Raw genomic sequence first — 22106 nt, 5'->3', positions numbered from 1 at the left:
ATGAACTCAATTACATTAAGAAAAAAAGAATCCCACTATTTTTTACTAGTTTCTAAAATTATAAGTGAAGAAATAACAAATGCTAATATAATTGGAGCAACTGTAAATGATGTAAAACTTTCTAACGATGGTTCACATTTAAAAATTTATTTAAGTTTTATAAAATCACCTCAAAAAGGTTTAGAAGCAATAAATAATGCAAAAGGATTTATTAGAACTCAATTATCCAAAATAGTAAATTCTAGAACAGTGCCACAATTACATTTCTTTTTAGATGAAGTATTAGACAATGCACAAAGAATAGAAGAAATACTTGCTAAAATCAAAGAAAAAGATAACTCTAAGTAAGTTATCTTTTTTTATTTAGGATTATTAATATAAAGTCATAAATTGAAAAAACATTTGGTTAAGCTTTCTCAGTTTAATGTATTAAAAAACTGTTTATGCCTGTTTTATGGGGCAAAACGGTTTTTATTTATCTGATTTAATTACATTTTATTGTGTTTTGATTTTTATTAATTCTCATTTAATTATTTTTTATTTTTCAATAACCCTTTTTTGAACTTCCTATATATTCTATTTTATTTTCTTCTTTTAATTTAGCAATATCACGTTCAATTGTTGTTTTAGACACTCCTAATATATTTTTAAGATTACTTCTTGTTATATTATTATTTACTTTCATTAACTCTAAAATTTTCTCTATTCGTTTTTTAGTATTTTGTTTTAAATTTTGGGCTTCATTTTGGGCTTCATTTTGGGCTTCATTTTGGGCTTCATTTTGGGCTTCATCTTCTATTTTATAATTTCTATTGAATAATGTAACAATCACGCCGTTATCAGAAATATAGTATTTAGGTTGTTTTTTAAAATCAGAATAATCCTCGAATATCCTTCTTACTCCTGTTGCATAGTTTTCTATCATATCAATTTTATCTAATGCATTTATAATAATTTTATTTCTTTTTGCAGCCATCCCCATCTTTATATTTTCAAGAGTTAAACCATCAGGTAAACTACCTGGTGAAAAAATTTGAACTCTATCTATATAAAATTCAATTTTTACATCACCACTAAGCGTATAGTCTCTATGGCAATAACAATTCACAATAGCTTCTCTCAATGCTCTTTTAGGAATATCTAAATACTCTTCTCTATCTGGTTTGCCTGAAATAGTAACTCTTTTTCTATTAGATAAACTAGCAAAATACAATATCTCATCTAGTTGTTTTAAAATTGAACCAGTAAATTCTTTTTTATCTAAAAATTCAATAACTCCCTTATCTTGAAACACTGCAAATTTACTTATTGTTGGATTTTGATCGCTTAACAGTAAAGCAGCATTATTATATTTGTCATTTTTTCCTTTTAAGGATAAAGCGTATATATCAAATTTTATATTTTTTTCTTTAAATCTATTTTCAATATATGTAAAAGTTAAATCATTTCTATCAATACTATTTGATTCAAAATCATTTGATGGATGATTTCTAATCATTCTTTCAATCTCGTTAAAACTCGCAACTCTTTTTGTACTGCCAACTCGAATAAAAATCCCTTTAGAATTAAATCCTTCCCCTTCTTTATAAAAATAAGGTTTCTCTTTACCTTCAGATATTTTGATTTTAAAAGGTATTTCATTAGGAAGAATATCAATTAAATTTATAACATTTGGACTAAAAGCATTTGAAACTCAATTAGATAGCAATTGTTCCCATTCTTGTTTTTTATTTTCTATCAATTCTTCATCAATACTACCATCATCTCTAACACCAAGATGTATTTCTCCACCCTTGCTGTTTAAAAAAGAAACTATTTCTGCTTTTAGTTTATTTGCTTTATCTGGAATATCAATTTTATATTCAATTTTACTATTTTCCATATATCTCCCTATTTATTCATTTGTTGTTTTCGAATATCATTCAATAAATTTATTAATCCTACACTTTATTTATTATATTTAAATTTTAAATTTTTTTAAAATTTAGAAATAGTCGATCTATTATATTTTTTCTTTAATTAAATTATACATAACATAACTTGTTTTAATTTAAATCAATTGAAAATTTAATTAATTTGCTAAATCTAAACAGGGACATAAATTTGGAAACCCCAAATTTATTCCCTGTTTAAAGAAAGAATTCAATCAGTTTTAAATTGAAAAACACCTAATGAAAATTGAAATTCTTTTGTTCAAAATTAAAAAAAATTCCTGGTGATATCACCAGGAAAAATGTACTAATAAATTGTTCTACTTTATTAAGGTTATCTTTTTTATTTAAAATTTTTAATATAAAGGAAATTTCTGTATTTTAGTTAATTATGCTTTTAAAATGTTTATTAAATTTAAAGTATTATTAGGATTTGAAAGTCGTTCATTAAGATCGTTAATTAAGCTTGAGCCTTCAAAATAAATATATCCTTCATTAGCGACTTTAGCAACAATTAAGCTTAATTTGATTTTTTTATCTTGATTTTGATTTATATATTCTTTATATGCATTTAATAATGCTTTTGTTTTTTTATCATCAATATCAGAATTATAACTTTTTACTTCTACATAAATGTAATGATTTTCATATTTAATAAGAAAGTCAGGAAAACTATTAGCGATTTCAAAATCATGATTATAGTATTGAAAATTAATTCCAGAATAAACAGGATTTTTGGTTCATACTATTAATTTTTCACCAATTGTTTCATTATTTTTGATAGTATTTTTAACAGTTTTAATAAAAATAGTTTCAGGATTAGAGTCAGAAGTTAAATTAATAAATTCGTTATTTAATTCTTTATATGCATATTTTTCTTTTAATTGAATTTGATTATCTGATAAAGAATCAATAAAGTTTTCAGGTAATTTTTTTCCATTTTCTAAAACAAATTTTATTTCTTGAGTTTGAATCATTTTTTCTATGGAAGAATTAAAACTTTTAATAAAAAACTGAAGTTTGTGCTTGATTATTAAATATCAAAAAATAGTTTTAGTAATTTTGTTTTTTAGTTTTGATTCAAAAAATTCTTTTAACTTATTTTTAATTGTGTTAGTTAAATATTTTTGATTATTATTTAATTCTCTTAAATTAAAAATTTCCATTTCAATTTTATTTTGAATTTTAAAAGAAATTATTTCATTATTTCCGTATTTTTTTGCTTCTGCTACTATAAAACCATTTTTTATAAATTCACTTTTTAAATTATCTATAGAATTTAAAAATTCTTTATCATTAAATTTGCTAATGATTTCTATTATCTTATTCTCATATTCTTTTAAATTCAATTCTTTGCTTGTATTGATATTTTTTAATATTCCAAAGGTAAATTCTTCTTCTTTAAACTTATCTTTTAGAACTATTAATTTTTGCTGTTTGTCTTCTCTATCAACATTACTGTAAATATAATAATTTCTAGCAATACTATTTTCTTTTAAAGAAGATTTAGGAACAGGATTTCTTTTTATTCTTCCAATTGTTTGAATACTTAAATTATTGGATGAAATATTTCTTAGTTGTACTAACATACATGCTCTTGGAATGTTTCAACCTGTAGAAGGTCCTACTTTAAAAATAATAACATCAACAGGAGAATTATTTTTAGATAAATCTCTTAAACTATAATTATCTTTTAGTCTTAAACTACTTTCTTTATTATTTTGATCAAAATATTTCACTCAATTTAAATTATTTTCTTCCAAAATTTTAATAATTAAGGATAAGTTTTGTTCAAATTCCTTTTGTTTTTCTGTATCTATTGCACTATTATTATCTACTTGTATAAGCATTGCTGCATTTATACCTACTAAATCAGGTTCAGTGATACTATCGTTATATTTTTTCTTAATTTCCTTGAATTTTAAGCAAGCAGTTCTTAAAATTTTTTCATTATCCAAAAATGATTCTTCTTGCTCTAAACCATCATTATATTTTTTTATTGATTTTAATAGTTTAATATCATCTTCAATTAAATCTTTTTCAGAAAGTTCAATTAAAGAATATTTTTGATCAGGAGTTGCAGTCATTTTAATAATAAAAAGAGCGTTAGACTGCATGTTTTCTTCAAAAGAAATTTCTTCTTTATTTGTTTTTTTGCTTGTATCGGCACCAATGTGTGCTTCATCACGAATATAAATTAATTTATAATTATTTAATTTAATTTCACCTAAAAGATTTTCTATTGAACCTTGTTCTCTTAAAATAGATTTTTTTCTAAAAGAAGCACCACCAATAATAAATACTTTATTTTCATTAGCAAAAAATTGATAATTTTTATCTATCCTTGAATTTCTTTTAGTATTTGAAGGAGATTCAATTCTTTCAACTTCAAGATTTTTATTTTGAATATAATGTTTATATTCATTAAAATTATCTTCAAGTTGCTTAGGTAACTCTGCATTTGAAAGTGTTGTAATGACAAAAATAATTTTTTGTCCTATATTAGTTTTATTTCATTCAATTAATTGATCAATAAAATTAATCATCATAAAAGTTTTACCTGAACCAGTAGGTGCTTTAAAATAAACAACATCTTTAAAATTATTGTTAATACTATTTTTAGCTCTTTCTAAAAGTTTATTAATAGCATTAATTTGTGGTTTAATTAGTTCCATTTTCTTCCTTTACTTGTGGTTTTAAGGAAAGTAAAGAGTTTAATAATTCTTTTGTATCACCTAAATTATCAATATTTAGATTATTGATTCCAAATTCTTTTAATACTTTTATTAACTCTTTTATTATTTCTTTTATTTCTATATTACTAAAAGGACTTGCATCAATATATTTAATATCAAAAACATTTAAATTAGAATTATATGGATTATTATTTTTTAATCAATCAAAAGTTTCTCCTTTTGTTCCTTTTCCTGTATTTATTCTGTATAAACGTTCGTAATTAACTTCTATAGCAATGTTGTTTTGATTGTTAGTTACAAGCGTATAAGTTCTATTTCCACCATCTTCTCTGTTTAGTTCTAGAACAGCATGTCCTGTTGTTCCTGAACCAGCAAAGAAGTCGAGAACTCTTATATTTTTTCTTTCGGATGCTAAATTAATAATGAACTTTATTAAATTAGAAGGTTTTGGAAAATCAAAAGAATTTTTGTCGGAAAGTATATTTTTCATATCACTTCCACCTTCAGAAGAATAAAAATCATCAATTATATTTTCATATGGTTGCCCTGCTTCTAATTTTATAATTTCTTTGGTTTTAGGATTAAATTTAACATATTGATACTGTTTTCTTTTAGCAATTCAATAACCTTCCGAATTTTTAACACATTCAATAAAACCAAGTTCTCTACCTTTTAAATAAGTTTCATAGCCTCATGTATAACGGGCGGATTCTGGTTTTATTATATTATTATATAAAGAAAATTCTGTACCATCAGGTGCAGTAATTAAATAATCAAGTGATTTTATATATTGAAAACTACCTGTTGAGGAAGGATGGTGTAGATCCGTTAATTTATAATAACCTCTTTCTTCAAAAAATTCATCTTTATTTACATAACCTAGTTTTTCAAATTCTTCTTCGTTATGTTTTTTATAGTTAAATTGCTTTATATTTATATCATTAGCATATGTAAGAATGTATTCTGTATTTTTAACAATTGAATAATTAAAAGATGTATTTCCACCAGGACCATGTTTTTTTACTCAGTTTAAATTTGCTACAAAATTCTCTTCACCAAAAATTTCATCCATTAAGACTTTTAGATAAGCTTGTTGACCATCATCGATAGAAACAAAAATAACTCCATCATCTTTGAGCAGTTTTTTTGCTAGTCTTAGTCTTTCATTCATAAAGTTTAATCAACCATTTCTAGAATATTTATCTCTATAAACAAATTTATTTGCATTAATATTTTCTTTATCATTAGCAACACTATTACCATCTTCTTTGGTTGCTTCTGTATTGTAAGGAGGATCAATATAGATTAAGTCGTAATTATATTCAAGCCCCGCTCTCTCTCTCTCTCTCTCTATTACAAGCAGATTCTTTAATGCATCATAGTTTTCACCTATGATTAAAGTATTTTCTTTTGATTTGTTTTTGTCTAAAACAAAAGAAAGTTTTTCATTCTTTTGTAATAATGCAATTGTTTGTGAATCATTTTCAGGAGCCACATCAAATCTAAATCCTGTTTTCACTCTTTGCGCAATAAATTGAAATACATATTCCAATTCATTATCATTAAATTTTTCTAAAATTTTAATTGCTAAATCTTTTTGATCTTGATTTAACTCTTTGGAAGAAATTTCTTCAATTTCTTTTTTATACTTTTCTAATAAATTCATTTTTCTCCTCACATTTATATTTATATAATTATTTTACTATAATGTAATAATTAATATACTTAAAAAGATTTATACTTCTTTGATTTGAAAAGTGAAAATCTTAAAAAATAATTTAATGAGTTAAAAATTTTAGGAAAAATCAACTTATTTTCCTAATTTTTTTCTTTTTTATTTGTTTTTTATAAAAAAAAGAAACTTTTAGATGGAGGAAAAAAATGGAAATTTATAAAATAGGAAAAATAGTTTCAAAAAACAAAAATTACATTATATTAGAAAGTTCATCAACAGGACATCTTATATATGTTGTCAATAGTGATAAATTCGAAAAAGGAGAAAATAGAAAAGTTTATATTTACAATTGAGAAAATGATTATCAAAAAACAACATATGGATTTGAAAATTTTAGAGAAAGAATTTTATTTGAAGACTTATTAACAATATCAGGAGTTGGTCCTAAAACAGCATTATCCTTTATTTCTGAAGGATGAGAAAAAGGAATTAATTTAATTGCAGAAGGCGATTGAGAAAGACTTTCAAAATATACTTATATATCACAAAAAATTGCAAGACAAATTGTTTTTGATTTTCAAAATAAATATAGAAAAATATTAAGTAATTTAAAATCCAAAGAAGAAAAAGTAGATGAAAACAGTACAGAAAATGAATCTCATGAATTTGAAAATGAGTCTAATTCAAAACTTGATTTTAAAGTAATGAGCGAATTAGAAGATACACTTAAAGTTCTTGGTTTCCAAAAAAGACAAATTGATTATGCAATTTCATCTTTAGAACCAAGTGAAAATTTTGAATTCTTAGTTGAAGAAGCTATTAAATTAATTTCTAATGCAAGAGAATTTAGAAATTAGACCAAAAAATTTCGATGAATTTATTGGTCAAACAGAGCTAGTTAATACAATTAAAGTTTTAATAGGTTCATCAAAAAAGCGTAAAAAAACTCTTGATCATTTATTGTTTTTTGGACCACCGGGTCTTGGAAAAACAACTTTAGCAAAAATTATTTCAACGGAATTAGATGGTCAAATTAAGTTTATACAAGGTTCTTTAATAGAGAAAAAATCGGATATTCTTTCAATTTTTGGTTCTGTTAAAAAAGGAGATTTAATTTTTATTGATGAAATTCATTCTATGAATAGAAATATGGAAGAATTACTTTATACAGCAATGGAAGAATATGTAATTGATATTCAAATTGGCGTAGATGGGGAAAATAAAATAATGAGAATGAAATTACCTGAGTTTACTTTAATAGGTGCTACAACCAAATTTGAAAGATTAAGTCAACCATTAAAAGACCGTTTTGGTTTCATTGCAAAATTACAAAAATATTCTCCAGAAGAAATGAAAATTATTGCAAAAAATTCTTCATCAAAATTAAATATAGAAATTTCAGATAATGATATAAGATATATCACCAAATTTGCTAATAGTACACCAAGAATTTTAAACAATATTTTAAAAAGAATCAGAGATTTTTATATTTTTTCTCAAAAATCTAAAATCGATAAAAATTTGATTGATGAAACTCTTAAAAATATTGGAATTCATCATAATGGTTTAACTCATTTACATGTTGATTATTTAAAACTTTTAGGTAATATTTTCAAAAGAAAAAGTGTATCTTTGGATGTAATTTCAGGAATTTTAAAAGATAATAAAGATAACATATTGTTAAATATAGAACCCAATTTATTGGAATTAAATTTAATTGAAAAAACTAGTAGAGGGAGAAGAATTACGATTGAAGGAGAAGAATATTTAAAAAAATATAACTATATTAGTTAAAAATAACTAAAAATACCTTATAATATAAAATATTATTATGAAAAAGTTTTTTAGAAATATATTTAGTGCTAAAAATTGAAAAAGGTGATTTATTGCTTTTTTCACTTTTTCAACAGTCATAGTTTCAATTACGTTAGGAAGCAAATATTATATTTCAAAAAATATTAATAAATCTATTGAATATGGTGGTGGTGCTGAAGTTCTTGTTCAAGTTACTTCAGAAGATAAAAATAAACCAATTGATAATGAAACAATAAAAAGGGCAGACCAAGCAATATTTAATCGTTTAACCGGTGGTGTCGGTTTAAATGGTACACAAGTTGCAATTGAGGGTGAAGGTAGAATAAGGATTTCTCGAAGTGGAATAACCACCAATGAAGAAATTGTTGATTTTACAAATGAAGTTATTGCAAAACAACAAATTATAATAACAGACATAAATAATAAACCTTTATTTTACAATGGAAAATTTACTACAGGACAAACCTTAGATTTTGAAAATGTAGATAAATGAAATGAAAGAGATTATGTTGCACCATTTAAATCAGGTGGAGCAAAAGAGCAAATTGACAGCAATAATAGAAATCAAGTATTAATTAATTTAGCCGATAAATCTGGTGAGTTAGAATGAACAAAAGCTACTGACTATATTTCTAAAAGACCGTCTGGCCAAAATTTAATTTTAGTTTGATTAAACTTAAAAGATTTAATCCATCTTGCTAATACTAACTTTAGAGATGAATGAGTTAATTCTGGATTTAATCCATATAAATTTGTTCATGTTAATGAAGAAACACAACCAAAAACTGTAACAAATCCTGAAACACATCAACCAACTGTATTTCAACCAATTTTAAAAGAAGCACAATTTGATGCTAAAAAATATTTAATTTCATCTGCTCAAGTCAATAGTGCTTTATCTGGTGAATCTTTTGTTATTCAAGGAAATTTCACATCAAGTGAAGCAAAACAGTTAGCTTTAAATATAAATTATGGAACCGATAATTATTCATTAAAACTTTTATCTTCATCATTTGTACCTAGAGATTTAGGAGAGAATGCATTTAATGGAGCTTTAATTGCAGGAATAATTTCAATTTCTATAATTGCTTTATTTATGATAGTTAATTATGGACTTCTTGGTTTCTTATCTACAATTTCTTTAAGTTTATATATATTTCTAACTTTATTATTATTCACAACAGTAAGAGGGGAATATTCACCTTCTACTATTGCTGCTTTAATAATAGGAATTGGTATGTCTGTCGATGCGAATATAATATCGTTTGAATCGATTAAAAAAGAAATTTATATGGGTTCTAGCAGCATTAAAGCAAATAGTAAAGCAAATAAATTTTCTTTTTCTACAATTCTGGATTCGAATATAACGACATTAATTGTTGCTGTAATTCTCTTCTTTTTTGGGACCAAAGATATTAAAGGTTTTGCAGTAACTTTACTATTTTCTGTGTTATTTACATTGTTAATTATGCTGTTCTTTACAAAATGAATTACAACAATGCTTGTAAAAACGGGTGTATTTGATAAAAATAAATTTTTATTAGGGGTTAGAAAAAAATACATTCCTTTATATGCAAGAGGTTATGTTGCAAAAATAGAAAGACCAGAATACCTAAATTATGTTAAATTTACTCACTACATTCCAGTTATTATTTTTATAGCTGCTTTTATTGTATTTACCACATTTGCAGTAATAAATAAGGATTTTATAAAAGGATTTAACCTTTCTTTAGAGTTTAGTGGTGGAACAAATATTTTAGTTGAAACTAAAGATAAAGATTTTGATTTTCTAACTTTAAATAAAGCAAATGAAATCAAAGACTTTCTTGAAAATAAAGGAATAATAAACGATAATCATCAAATTATTATTCAAAAAGTAGATCAACAAGCAGATATTTATAATGTTATAGTTAGAACTAATCAAAATATAACTAATATTCTTAATGAAATTAGTTCAGAATTAAATACTAAGTTTCAAAATATAAATATTATTACATATAGTATTTCTTCAGAAGAAGCAAGAAGTTTAGTAAATAATGCTATTATTTCTGTATTAGTTGCACTATTTGCTGTTATCTTCTATATAATTTTAAGATTAAGATGAACATTTGCAATAGCTGCAATTATTTCGCTAATTCATAATGTTATAATAGTTTTCTTAATCTTTATCATTTTCAGATTACAAATCTCACCAATTTTTATAGCCGCTATACTTTCAATAATTGGTTACTCTATTAACGATACTATAGTTGTTTTTGATAGAATTAAAGAAATCTTTAAAGAATTACCATATAAAGAAGTTAACGACTATAATAGATTAAGATTTATAGTTAATAAAACTATTAAAGAAACTATAAAACGTTCAATCTTTACTTCTTTAACAACAATTTTAACTGTATTAATTTTAATTATTTTTAAAGATTCAACTGATTTATACTTTAACATTGCATTGGTAACTGGTGTTGTGTTTGGAACATATTCATCATTATTTATCGCAAGTCATATTTGATTATTAGTTGAGACTTGAAGAAACAAAAGAAAAGCAAAAAGAATTGCAAATAAATACTGAAATACTCAAAAAATAAAAGAACAAACTTTTGTTGGTATTAATGATTTTGAAGCATAAAAAAGGAAAAAAATGTATATAAAACCAAAAGGCACAAAAGATATATACGATAAAGAAGTGTTCTTGTTACAAAAAATACAAGAAACTTTTTTTAATATTATAAAAAATTGAAATTTTAAATATATAGAAACTCCAATTTTTGAATATTCAAATTTATTTATTAGAACATCTGGAGAAACATCGGATATAGTAAATAAAGAAATGTATTTATTTAAAGATAAATCCGATAGAGAGTTAGCTCTTAGACCGGAAGGAACCGCTTCAACAGTAAGGGCTATTTTGGAAAATAAGTTATATATAAATAATAATAAGTTTGCTTATTTTGGACCTATGTTTCGTTATGAACGCCCACAAAAAGGACGTTTTAGACAATTTTATCAAGCTGGAATTGAATATATTAGCCAAAGCAATTATCTATATGATTTTGAAATTATAAGTTTTGCTACAAGATTTTTAGAACTTTTAAAAATTAAAGAAGTAAAGTTAAAAATTAACTGTTTAGGTTCAAGAGAAGACAGGAAAAAATATTTAGTTGAATTAAAAAAATATTTGATTACTCATCAAGATGAATTAGAAAAAGAATCAATTATTAGATTAGAAAAAAATCCTTTAAGAATTTTAGATGATAAAATAGAACAGACTAAAACATTTATCAAACAAGCACCAAAAATTTTAGACTTTATTAATGAAAAATCAAAAAATGAATTTAATAAATTGCAGGAGTTGATGCAAAAACAAAATATTGATTTTGAAGTAGATGAATTTTTAGTTCGTGGACTTGATTATTATGATGATTTTGTTTTTGAGTTTGAGTCAAGTTCAAAAGCTCTTGGTTCTAAAAGTACATTAATTGGTGGTGGAAGATATAATAATCTTTTTTGAGAACTAAATGGTCCACAAATGTCTGCAATTGGACTTGGAATTGGAGTTGAAAGAATTATTGAAATTTTAGACTTTAATAATGATTTTAATTATAATTCTGGAATTGATATTTATGTAGCAAGTTTTAATGAAGATGAATTTAATATAAATAATAAACTAATTCTAGAATTAAGAAAACACAACTTTAAGGTAGAATCCAATAAAGAAATTCAAAAAATAGCTAAAATTTTTGCAAAAGCAGAAAACATTAAAGCAAAATATATTTTATTTAAAGAAAAGAATCAAAAAAATACAGAACTAACATTAAAAAACCTTAGTACAAATGAAAAAAAGATTTTGCAAATAGTTGATATAAAAGCTTTTATAAAGGAAATACACAATGAAATTAATTAATAATAACGAATTAAATATAAAAAATGTAGGACAAACAGTTACTTTATATGGTTGAGTTCATAACATAAGAAAATTTAAAAATTTCACTTTTATTGATTTAAGAGATCGTTGAGGAATTACACAAATTATCTTTAATAATGAAGAAAAAAACTTGTTTATTGCTAAAGAGTATGTAATCCAAGTTACAGGAAAAGTTTTTGAAAGAAAAGAATATAATGATAATTTAGCTACCGGACAAATTGAAGTTATTGCTGATGAATTAATTATTCTTTCTAAATCAAAAGAATTGCCTTTTGAAATTAATGATAAAATTAATGTATCTGAAGAACTAAGATTAAAATATAGATTTTTAGACTTAAGAAGAAATATTTTAAAAGACACCATTATTTTTAAAAATAAAGTTTTTAAATATTTAAGAGATTTCTTAGATGAAAATGATTTTATCGATATCGAAACCCCAATTTTATCTAAATCAACACCAGAAGGAGCAAGAGATTTTTTAGTACCAACAAGAACTAAAGGAAAATTCTTTGCTTTACCACAATCACCACAATTATTTAAACAAATTTTAATGGTTTCTGGATTTGAAAGATACTTCCAATTTGCAAAAGTTTTTAGAGATGAAGATTTAAGAAAAGATAGACAATTTGAATTCTTTCAACTTGATCTTGAAATGTCTTTTATAGATGAAAAAGATATTCAAAATCTTGTAGAAAAAATGATGAAATACCTGTTTTCAAAATTAAATATTCCTTTAGAAATTCCTTTCCAAAGAATTGATTATGATTATGCAATCGATAATTATGGTAGCGATAAACCTGATTTAAGATACCAAAATAAATTAATTAATGCAAACATTTTAAATAACGAAAATGAATTTTTATTTAGTAACTCTACAACAAAAACTCTTTTTTTAGAAAAAGAAACAATTTCAAAAAAAGATTTCAAACATTTAGATGAAATAGTTCGTAAAAATAAAGGAAATAGATTACTTTATTTAATTTTAGAAAAAGGTCAAATAACATCTACTTCTTTTAAAATTGCTGATTTTTCAAAAATAAACAATTTTATACAAGAGCAAAAATTTAGTGATGGAACATTATTTATAGTTAATGATGAATATGAAAAAGTTTGTCAATCACTTGGAGCTTTAAGAGTAGAATTAAATAATTTATTTAAACTTGCTGATGAAAGTCTTTATAAATTTGCTTGAATAGTAAATTGACCAATGTTTGAATACGATGAAGAAAACAAAAGATATGCAGCTGCTCACCATCCTTTTACAATGTTTCAAGAACAATCAATTGACACTTTCCAAAGTGATCCAAAATCAGCAAAAGCTAAAGCATATGATTTAGTCTTAAATGGTTTTGAAGTTGCAGGAGGTTCTATTAGAATTCACGATAGTGAAATTCAAAGAAAAATGTTTGAAACCATTTCAATGTCTAAGGAACAAGCAGAAAGTCAATTTGGATTCTTTTTAAATGCTTTAGAATACGGTGTTCCACCTCATGGAGGAATTGCTTTTGGTTTAGACAGACTAATTATGATTTTAACAAAATCAGAATCCATTAGAGACGTTATTCCTTTCCCTGTAAATTCAAAAGGTATAAACTTAATGATTGATTCACCTTCAGAAGTTACACAAGAACAACTAGATGAATACTTTTTAGAACCAAAGCAAAAATAACGAAAATAAAGAAAAATCACAAAAATTCATCTGTGATTTTATTTTTTAAACTCCTTCAGGGAATAAAGCAGTATGAGTAAATCCTTCATAATCTGCTTTCATTTTGGTAAGATTTTCTTTATAAGATTTTGTTTGTTTTGGATATTTTTGTTTATTTGATCCATCGATTAAATTATGAGCTGGTCCGTAGAAAGCATCGTCTGCATATTGCGTTAGAAAGACAACGCCACCTTTACCAGAAATATCTTTTCAATCTCCTTTATTGGCTGTTGTTGCAAAAATTCCTACTGCAATACCATATTCATTAAGAGCTAATGAGCCAGAAGAACCTCAAAAGAGACCGGAATTACTTATAAGACCTTGATAACCAATCCCTTTCATTGTTCTATTATTATCAAGTTCAGATTTAACATCTTGGCCATTAGTAAAGTTTGCTCTTTGTGCAAATGCTGCACTGTCTCTTTCTATATTTTTGGAGTAATTACGCATTCAAAATTGTTGATTGTCTGTTGATGGATAACCAGCAATGTATATTGATTTAAGATTTGCGTGAGAACGATTTTTAGAATTATATTGATTAATTTTAGCATCTTCTTTATTTAATCATTGACTTGCATAATCAATATCAAGATAAGGAATAGAATTATTTTCAACATTAGGTATATTATTTTTACCTTTTGATCTTGTGATACTATTTTTTAATGCAGCAATTGCATTATCTATTTTAGTTTTAAATTGAGTTAAATTAGCATCTGTTGCATTTTTCAAATTATTATAGTGAATTTTTAATGAAAAGACTGCAAAATCTTTTCCTACAACTAAATCTTTATTTTTGTCTTCTTCTTGTTTTTGAGCACTTTCTACTAATTTTTTATTCGTTTGATCATCAAAGAAATTTGTAGCAACAAAGACTGTTTTTGGATTATCAAAAACATTTGTAGTTTTAATAAAACTATTTAATGTTGTGTCATCATACTTTGTAGTTTGTGCTGATGTTGCATTAGTATAATAGATTGCTTTATTACCTTGTCCAGGGTGTTCCAAATTATTTATTGAAGCATTATTTGCTATGTTTTTAGGAGCAAAACCGATGTTAAAACTTTCAATTGAATCTGTAGAATTTTTAGAGAAATAATCAGGAAAATCAGTTTTTCATTTTTGATCTAAAGCATTATATGCACGTTGATACACGTGAGCATTAGTAGCAAGGAAAAGAACTAATTCATCAGAATTTTCTTGATTATTTTTTCAAGCATAATCCAATAATCAAGCAGTACCATTTGGATTATTTGCTATTACACCAGATTGATTGTCTTCAGGATCAACTCCGTTAGAATTAAAGGAAATTGCAAAACTTCTATCTAAAATTTCATTATAAGCTTCACTTTCAGAAATAATTAAATCAGAATCTTGTGGACCTAAATCATCCCTTTTTATTTGATCTTCTCTTTCTCGTTTTTCTCTAGCTTCTCTTAATTGTTTTTCAACATTGGAAGGATCAAAATAAGGTGGCATTCCGTTGTTTGGGTTTTCTTTTGGTGTTTCGGTTTCTGGGAGATTATCTTTAGGATTTGTAACTGGCTGTGTTGGTTTGGGTTCTTTTGAAGGAGGATTTTGAGGGTTTTCTGGTTTGTTTTCTTTACTTTTTTGTTTGTAAAAGAAACCAAAACCAAAGGATTCTTCTATATTTTTGATTTTAAAAGCTCAATACATTCTTGTTGGTTGGAGAGTTACAGAACTAACAGAAATATCACTAGAAAGTGTTAAATTTTGTTCTTGTAAAAATTCTTTTAATATTTCTAATTGTTTTGCATGAGAGATTTTATCAATCTTTTTTTCAAAAAATTTAGAAATATTTTTTTCTTCATCAGAGAATGTTTTCTTAGCTTTCTTTAGAGTTTTATAGTCATTTGATTTTTCATATTGATGTTCATTGGTTGGTTTCACAGAAATTTCATTTTTAGTGTTTGAGCAAGAAAAAAGCATTAATGGAGTAAAAGAAGCAAGTGGAATAAATAACTTTTTAATAAATTTTTGTTTTTTCATTTTTGTAAAATATAAAAATAAAATCTAAAAAAATAGATTTTATTTAGTTAATTATTTATTTTGAATTGCTTTAATTCCAGGCAATTCTTTCCCCTCTAAGAATTCAATAGAAGCTCCACCACCTGTTGAAATATGACTAAATGCTTGTTCAAAACCAAGTTTTTCAACTGCTGCTACAGAGTCTCCCCCACCTATTACAGAGTAAGCATCATTTAGTTTAGAAATTGCTTTTGCAACTTCTTCTGTTCCATATTTAAAGTTGGAAAATTCTGTTACTCCCATTGGTCCATTTCAAAGAACTGTTTTAGCACCTTCAAGTTCTTTTTTAAATAATTCTATTGAATATTTGTCAATATCTAGTCCCATTGTGTTATCAAGAATTTGTAAAGGATTTGAGTCATTTAAAATTCTTGGTTGATCTTCAAAAGATTTACCCATAGCGTGATCAACTGGTAAAATAATTTTGTTTTTGTATTTATTTAAATATTCTTTTGCTAACTCAATCTTATCTTCTTCAACAAGAGAAGTTCCAATATTAAAACCTAAAGCTTTATTGAATGTATAAGCCATACCACCACCAATAATAACTTTATCAGCTTTTTCTAAAAGTGATGATACAACACCGATTTTGTCTGAAATTTTAGCCCCACCTATAATTGCAACAAAAGGTTTTTCTGGATTTGTAACAATTTTGGAAAGTGCTTTCACTTCTTTTTCTAATAAGTAACCCATTGCAGATTCTTTGATGTTAGAAGCAATACCCACATTTGAAGCGTGTGCTCTATGAGCGGTTCCAAAAGCATCATTAATAAATACATCACCTAAAGAAGCTCAGTATTTTCCTAATTCTGGATTATTTTTTGATTCAGCTTTATCATTTAAATCTTCAAATCTTGTATTTTCAAATAATAAAATTTGCCCATCTTTTAATTTTTTAATTGCATCTTCAAGTTTTTTTCCTTTAGTTTCGCTAATAAAAAGAACTTCTTGATTTAATTGTTTAGAAAGTTCAATAGCAACTGGTTGAAGAGATTTTTTTGCTTTATCTGCTTCTTCTTTAATTCTTCCAAGGTGAGAAAAGACAATTGCTTTTCCCCCTTCACTAATAACTTTTTTAATTGTTGGAAGAGAAGCTACAATTCTTTTTGTAGAAGTAATTTTACCATCTTTAATTGGAACGTTAAAATCTACTCTTATTAAAACTTTTTTACCTTTTAATTGTAGATCATCAATTGTTTTTTTAACTGTTGATTTCATTTATTCTCCTATTTTTTATTTTTATTAATAATATTATAAAACTTTTTTATTATTATAGTTATTTTTTATCTTTAATATTTAAATTATTTCACTGGTCAATGTTGTTTTCAATTTTGGCAAAAATAGTTTGTTTATGATCTATTTTGGAACTTAAATAAGTAAAAATTATGTCTGCAATGATAAAGGCAGAAATTTTTGAACCAATTGAACCAATTCTGTAATTTTGTTCAATACTATCTAAAAATATTACGTTTTGCACATTTTTAGTAACAGTTATTTTGCTATTTTTAGTCCATATGCTTGTAGCAATGGAAAATTTGTCTAAATATTCCTTTATTTGTTTAATTTCTAATGTTTTGCAACTTTTAGAAATTAAAGTAATATGCATATGGTCTTTTAATAAGTTACTAAAAGAAAAAAATTCGTGGATATCATTGATAAAAATAGTGTTAAAACCTATTTTTCTTAAATTGGTTGCAAGGTATTTTGCTACAAGAGCAGATTCTCCAACACCAAAGAAAATTGTCATTTTCCTGTATTTTAAAAGGGTATTAATATAATCTGTAATGTTTTTTTCTAGATTTAAATTAGTTAAAGTGCTTTCTAAAGAAAAAAGATAATGTGATTTTATATTATTCATTACTTGAGTTAAAGTTAAATTATTTTCATCTTTAATATCTATTTCTAAATCTTTTTTATATTGAATTCTTTGAGATACATAAATTTGTAAATCTTTAAAACTAGCAAACCCTATTTTTGTTGCAAAACGCGAAACAGTAGATTGAGAAATATCTAATTTTTTAGATAAATCCGTTGAATTTGTTTTAATAAAGTTAAAAGGTTCTTTCTCAATAAAATTTCAAATTTTTTTAAAAGAAGAAATAGAAAAGTTCTTTTTATCAATTTCTTCAATTAAATCCTTGTCAAAAATTAAAATGTTTTTATTCATATTGCTTTAATTATATTCATAACTTAAGAATTTGATTAAAAAATTCAAGTCTTTTTATAACTTGAACTTTTTAATTATTCTAAAGGAGCACCGATGTTTGCGGTTATTTGGTTATTTAAAAGTTCTGCTTCAACACCAATAATTACTTGGAATGAATTTTCAGAAATTTTAATTAATCCAAAAGTTCCAGCGCTTTTCATCAGTTTTTCATCGATTTTAGAACCATCTTTAACAATATATCTTAATCTTGTTGAACAGTTATTGTATTCTACAATATTTTCTCAACCACCAAATGCTTTTATGATGGTTACTGCTTTTTTAGATAAAGTACTTTTAGATTTAGAATCTGTTTGTTCTATTTTGCTTGATTTTTGGTTTTCTATTTCTTCATCAGCAATTTTTCCTGTACCTCTACCTGGGGTATTTAGATTTAATTTTTTAATTAATAGTGTTCCAACAAAGAAATATGTAGTTGCTGTTAAAGCACCGATAGGAATTATTCAACCTGGGTTTGCAAATACTTTATTTGCACCAGTAAATCCTGATTCTTTAATTATAGCAAGTGATTTGGGAATACTTAAAATATAATCCATCAATCCAGCTGAAAAACCAAATCCTAATTGAATTCCAAATGCACCTGTTATAAAGGCAAAAATACCAGTTAAAACAGCATGTACAACAAATAATAGTGGTGATGCATAAAGGAATGCAAATTCCAGTGGTTCTGTTATTCCTGAAAGGAAACTTACAAGTGCAGCAGAACCAAGAAGTGCTATAACTCTGATTTTTTGTTCTTTATTTTCTGCTGTATATACAAAAGCTCCAACTAATGCAGGTAATCCAAACATCATCATTGGGAAGAATCCTGATTGGAATAATCCACCTGGGTTGTTTTTAGCAACTCCTTGTAAGAAAATAAAGATATCTCCATTTACAACTTCATCTGCTTTTCCACCTTCTTTAGCAAAACTTCCTAATTGGAATCAGAATAAATTATTTGGGATGTGGTGTAATCCAAAAGGAATTAATAGTCTATTTAAGAAACCATAAACTCCTTCAATGGAAGCTCTTGTGAATCTTACAGAAAGTGTGTTTGCTTCTCCTGGGCTCGTTGCATCAGAAAGTAATTTTGATAGTTTGAATATTACAAATGCTACTCAAGGGAAAATTAGTGAATAAACAACTGAGAAAATTACTGCAAAAACAACAGCTAATGAAGGTATTAGTCTTTTTCCTGAGAAAAATCCAAGCACTTTTGGTAATTCAACCATATTAGTTTTATTATAAATTCAAGCAACAAAAGAACCAACTATAATTCCACTTAAAACGTTGTTTCCAAGAATTGCTTCATATTTACCTCTAAATAATGCTTCAAATCCAAGCACTATAGTTTTTGAATCTTTTGCTCAAGATTCTCCTAAATTAATTTGAGAATATAAAGCTGTAGTTAAAATAGGAACGAGTTTTGCAACTATAAACATTGCAACAGCTCCTGAAAAAGCAGCTTCTCCCCTTCTTGATTTAGTAAATCCAAATGCTAAACCAATAGCAAATAGCAAGTAAAGATTTGAAAAAACAAGATCTCCAGACTGAGTTACAATATTTTGAATAAGTTTAGAAAATGTAGTATCTTGCGGAACATCAGCTCCGATTCTTAATAAAATAGCAGCTATTGGTAAAATAGCTATAGGGAATAATAAAGCAGTACCAATTTTTCCAAGTCTTTCTAACATTTTTTTGAAAAAACCTGAACTTGCTTTTCCATCATTCATTGTTTTTAAACTACTCATTTTTTTGTTTTACTCCTTTCACTTTTTTAATAAAGAATCCATGTATAATAACAGTTGAAAGAATTGCTGCAAAGAAAACAATTACAAAAACCAAAACAAAAGAAGCAATTACATCTGCTCTAACTTTCAATGCTGCTGTTTGAAGTGCAGCATTGCTTAAACTTGGTTTTGTGTAAAGAGTTAGCAATAAAACAACAGTTATTAGTAAAATTGAAAACAAAATTCATAGTGAAATGTATATTCATTGAATTTTTTCAATCTTTTTAAAGTCAATTTTTTTGAAAAGTGACATTTACTTTTCCTCCTTAGTGTTAAATAAGTCTTTAACAATTAAATTATTATACATTTTGAACTTTAATGAAATAAAATAAATATTTTATGCATTTTTTTTGAAATTTAATGAATATTTATAAATTCTTATGCATAATTTATGCAACTTTTTTTTATTTTGTTGATAAATTGTAAAATAAAATAAGGTGAAATATGACAATAATAAAAAACTGTAAAATAATTAATCCAGAATATACTATTGACAATGCAAATATTTATTTAGAAAAAAATAAAATATTAAAAATAGAACTAATAGAAGGACAAGGAAGTAATTTAATAGTTCCAGGTTTTGTTGATTTACATATTCATGGAATTGCAAATTATGATGTTATGGATAATAAAGAATCTTTATATAAAGTTTCTAAAAAATTAGCTAAACTAGGAACAACTTCATTTATGCCTACTGCAATGTCTAAACAATGAACTAAAATTTTGGACTCTTTAAATTTAATGTCTCTTGTAGAAAAAACAGTTTCTAGAAATTTAGGAATTCATTTAGAAGGTCCTTTTATTAATTTTGATAAAAAAGGAGCTCATAGTGCTGAATTTTTAAAAAAAGCAACTAAATTTAAAATTCAAAAACTATTATTTGCTTCCAATAATAAATTGAAAAGAATTTCCTTTGATCCTACAATGGCAAATTTAGATATTTTAAAATTTATGAAAAAGAAAGAAATTTTTCCTTCTATAGGTCATTCATCTGCATCATTTACTTTAGCTTCTAAATATTTTGAAAATGGGTGTGATTCAGTTTGTCATTTGTGAAATGCAATGTCTGGAGTGGATTCAAGATATCCCGGAATAGCACAAGCAACCTTATCAAATAAAAATGTTTATAGTGAAATGATTATTGATTTTATTCATATTAAAAAAGAAACTGTAAAATTCACAATTGATATAAAAGGAGTGGATAAAATTATTGCAATTTCTGATGCTATTAAACCTGCTTATTATAAAGATGGAGAGAGTGTTTCTGGTGATCTTGTTGTTTATAAAAAGGCAAAAGTTATCAAATTACTTGCAACAAATACAATAGCAGGTTCAGGAATAGTAATACATGATGCATTTAAAAATATTTTAAAATTAGGTTATTCTTTAAATGAAGCTGTAAAAATGACTTCATATAATGCTTTTAGATATCTTGGAATTCAAAATTTAGGTAAAATTGAAGAAAATTATTTAGCAGATTTTTTAATTTTAGATTCAAAAAATTATTCAATAAAAAAAGTTTATATTAATGGAGAAGTGGTGAAATAATGAAAATTTTTATAAAAAATAATGAAGAAAAAGTGGCAGAATTTACTGCTAATTTAATAAAAGAAGAAATTTTTAAAAAAGAAGATTTAAAAATTTGTTTTGCTACAGGAAATTCACCTATTTTAACATACAAAAATCTTATTAAAATGTATGAAAATAAAGAAATTTCCTTTGCAAAAGTCACATCTTTTAATTTAGATGAATATGTAGGAGTTTCTAATGAAAATCCTTGTTCTTATCATTATTTTATGTATCAAAATTTATTTAATCATATTGATATTGTTAAAAAAAATATTAATTTACCTAATGGAATTGGTGATATTAAAAAAAATTCACTTATCTATGAAGAAAAAATAAAAAATAGTGGTGGAATTGATTTAATGATTTTAGGAATAGGAACAAATGGACATATTGCATTCAATGAACCGGGTTCTCAAATTTATGATAGGACAAGAGAAGTAACATTAACAGAAAGCACAATTCAATCTAATAAAATATATTTCAATAATGAAAATGAAGTTCCTAAAACAGCTATTTCCATGGGGATTGGAACTATATTAGAAGCAAAAAAAATTCTTTTAATTGCGACTGGAAATTCCAAAGCAGAAGCAATTAAAAGAATGATAACAGAAGAAATTTCTGGTAATTTACCTGCAAGTTTTTTAAGATTACATAAAGATGTAACTATTATTTTAGATGAACAAGCAGCTAAATTATTGGACTTTCAAAATAAAGAAAAATAAAAATTTTAAATTATACTATTTTCTTT

16 protein-coding genes are annotated in these 22106 nt (G+C 25.0%); 8 read left to right on the top strand and 8 right to left on the bottom strand.

Annotated features, from left to right (window positions below; genetic code table 4):
* Window positions 1–348 carry a 30S ribosome-binding factor RbfA gene (gene rbfA, locus ACXX87_RS00285; RefSeq protein WP_436358544.1) on the top strand — a complete coding sequence of 116 codons (348 nt, stop codon included), beginning with the start codon at window positions 1–3 and terminating at the stop codon, window positions 346–348.
* 178 nt (window positions 349–526) lie between these two features.
* Here rbfA and ACXX87_RS00280 read toward each other — a convergent pair whose 3' ends face one another.
* The 3 genes from ACXX87_RS00280 to ACXX87_RS00270 all read right to left on the bottom strand — a co-directional run bounded on the left by ACXX87_RS00280 (window position 527) and on the right by ACXX87_RS00270 (window position 6293).
* Window positions 527–1882 carry an ATP-binding protein gene (locus ACXX87_RS00280; RefSeq protein WP_458573052.1) on the bottom strand — a complete coding sequence of 452 codons (1356 nt, stop codon included), beginning with the start codon at window positions 1880–1882 and terminating at the stop codon, window positions 527–529.
* A gap of 438 nt (window positions 1883–2320) precedes the next feature.
* A complete protein-coding gene (locus ACXX87_RS00275) occupies window positions 2321–4606 on the bottom strand; it encodes a DEAD/DEAH box helicase family protein (RefSeq protein ID WP_458573051.1) in 2286 nt (761 codons plus the stop codon).
* Window positions 4593–6293: a site-specific DNA-methyltransferase gene (locus ACXX87_RS00270; protein WP_458573050.1), complete on the bottom strand. Its 1701-nt coding sequence runs from the start codon at window positions 6291–6293 to the stop codon at window positions 4593–4595. The genes ACXX87_RS00275 and ACXX87_RS00270 overlap by 14 nt, the downstream gene beginning before the upstream one ends.
* A 215-nt stretch (window positions 6294–6508) precedes the next feature.
* Here ACXX87_RS00270 and ruvA point away from each other — a divergent pair, with 215 nt between their 5' ends.
* Genes ruvA through aspS form a run of 5 tightly spaced genes read left to right on the top strand, consistent with a single transcriptional unit; the run spans window position 6509 to window position 13708 of the window.
* On the top strand, window positions 6509–7159 hold the full coding sequence (gene ruvA, locus ACXX87_RS00265) for a Holliday junction branch migration protein RuvA (protein WP_436358541.1): 651 nt from the start codon (window positions 6509–6511) through the stop codon (window positions 7157–7159).
* Window positions 7137–8096 carry a Holliday junction branch migration DNA helicase RuvB gene (ruvB, locus tag ACXX87_RS00260; protein ID WP_458573049.1) on the top strand — a complete coding sequence of 320 codons (960 nt, stop codon included), beginning with the start codon at window positions 7137–7139 and terminating at the stop codon, window positions 8094–8096. The genes ruvA and ruvB overlap by 23 nt, the downstream gene beginning before the upstream one ends.
* Window positions 8097–8133: 37 nt before the next feature.
* Window positions 8134–10743: a protein translocase subunit SecDF gene (gene secDF / locus ACXX87_RS00255; protein ID WP_458573048.1), complete on the top strand. Its 2610-nt coding sequence runs from the start codon at window positions 8134–8136 to the stop codon at window positions 10741–10743.
* A gap of 12 nt (window positions 10744–10755) precedes the next feature.
* Window positions 10756–12018, top strand: coding sequence for a histidine--tRNA ligase (hisS, locus tag ACXX87_RS00250; protein ID WP_436358538.1), 1263 nt, complete (start codon window positions 10756–10758; stop codon window positions 12016–12018).
* Complete coding sequence (gene aspS / locus ACXX87_RS00245; protein ID WP_436358537.1) at window positions 12005–13708, top strand: aspartate--tRNA ligase; 1704 nt, start codon at window positions 12005–12007, stop codon at window positions 13706–13708. Before hisS ends, aspS begins: the two co-directional genes overlap by 14 nt.
* A gap of 45 nt (window positions 13709–13753) precedes the next feature.
* Here aspS and ACXX87_RS00240 read toward each other — a convergent pair whose 3' ends face one another.
* The 5 genes from ACXX87_RS00240 to ACXX87_RS00220 all read right to left on the bottom strand — a co-directional run bounded on the left by ACXX87_RS00240 (window position 13754) and on the right by ACXX87_RS00220 (window position 20042).
* Complete coding sequence (locus ACXX87_RS00240) at window positions 13754–15754, bottom strand: MIP family Ig-specific serine endopeptidase (protein WP_458573047.1); 2001 nt, start codon at window positions 15752–15754, stop codon at window positions 13754–13756.
* 51 nt (window positions 15755–15805) lie between these two features.
* Window positions 15806–17011 (bottom strand): phosphoglycerate kinase, encoded by a 1206-nt coding sequence (locus ACXX87_RS00235; protein WP_436358535.1) that lies wholly within the window; start codon window positions 17009–17011, stop codon window positions 15806–15808.
* 58 nt (window positions 17012–17069) lie between these two features.
* On the bottom strand, window positions 17070–17960 hold the full coding sequence (locus ACXX87_RS00230) for a MurR/RpiR family transcriptional regulator (protein ID WP_436358534.1): 891 nt from the start codon (window positions 17958–17960) through the stop codon (window positions 17070–17072).
* Between the two features lie 74 nt (window positions 17961–18034).
* Window positions 18035–19750: a PTS transporter subunit EIIC gene (locus ACXX87_RS00225; protein ID WP_458573046.1), complete on the bottom strand. Its 1716-nt coding sequence runs from the start codon at window positions 19748–19750 to the stop codon at window positions 18035–18037.
* On the bottom strand, window positions 19743–20042 hold the full coding sequence (locus ACXX87_RS00220; protein ID WP_458573045.1) for a hypothetical protein: 300 nt from the start codon (window positions 20040–20042) through the stop codon (window positions 19743–19745). Before ACXX87_RS00220 ends, ACXX87_RS00225 begins: the two co-directional genes overlap by 8 nt.
* A 191-nt stretch (window positions 20043–20233) precedes the next feature.
* Here ACXX87_RS00220 and nagA point away from each other — a divergent pair, with 191 nt between their 5' ends.
* Window positions 20234–21337: an N-acetylglucosamine-6-phosphate deacetylase gene (gene nagA, locus ACXX87_RS00215; RefSeq protein ID WP_458573044.1), complete on the top strand. Its 1104-nt coding sequence runs from the start codon at window positions 20234–20236 to the stop codon at window positions 21335–21337.
* A complete protein-coding gene (gene nagB / locus ACXX87_RS00210) occupies window positions 21337–22080 on the top strand; it encodes a glucosamine-6-phosphate deaminase (protein WP_458573043.1) in 744 nt (247 codons plus the stop codon). Before nagA ends, nagB begins: the two co-directional genes overlap by 1 nt.
* Window positions 22081–22106 lie beyond the last annotated feature (26 nt).

It is taken from the genome of Mycoplasma sp. 613B (genome assembly GCF_054343485.1).
This window is presented reverse-complemented; position numbering and strand designations above follow the sequence as displayed.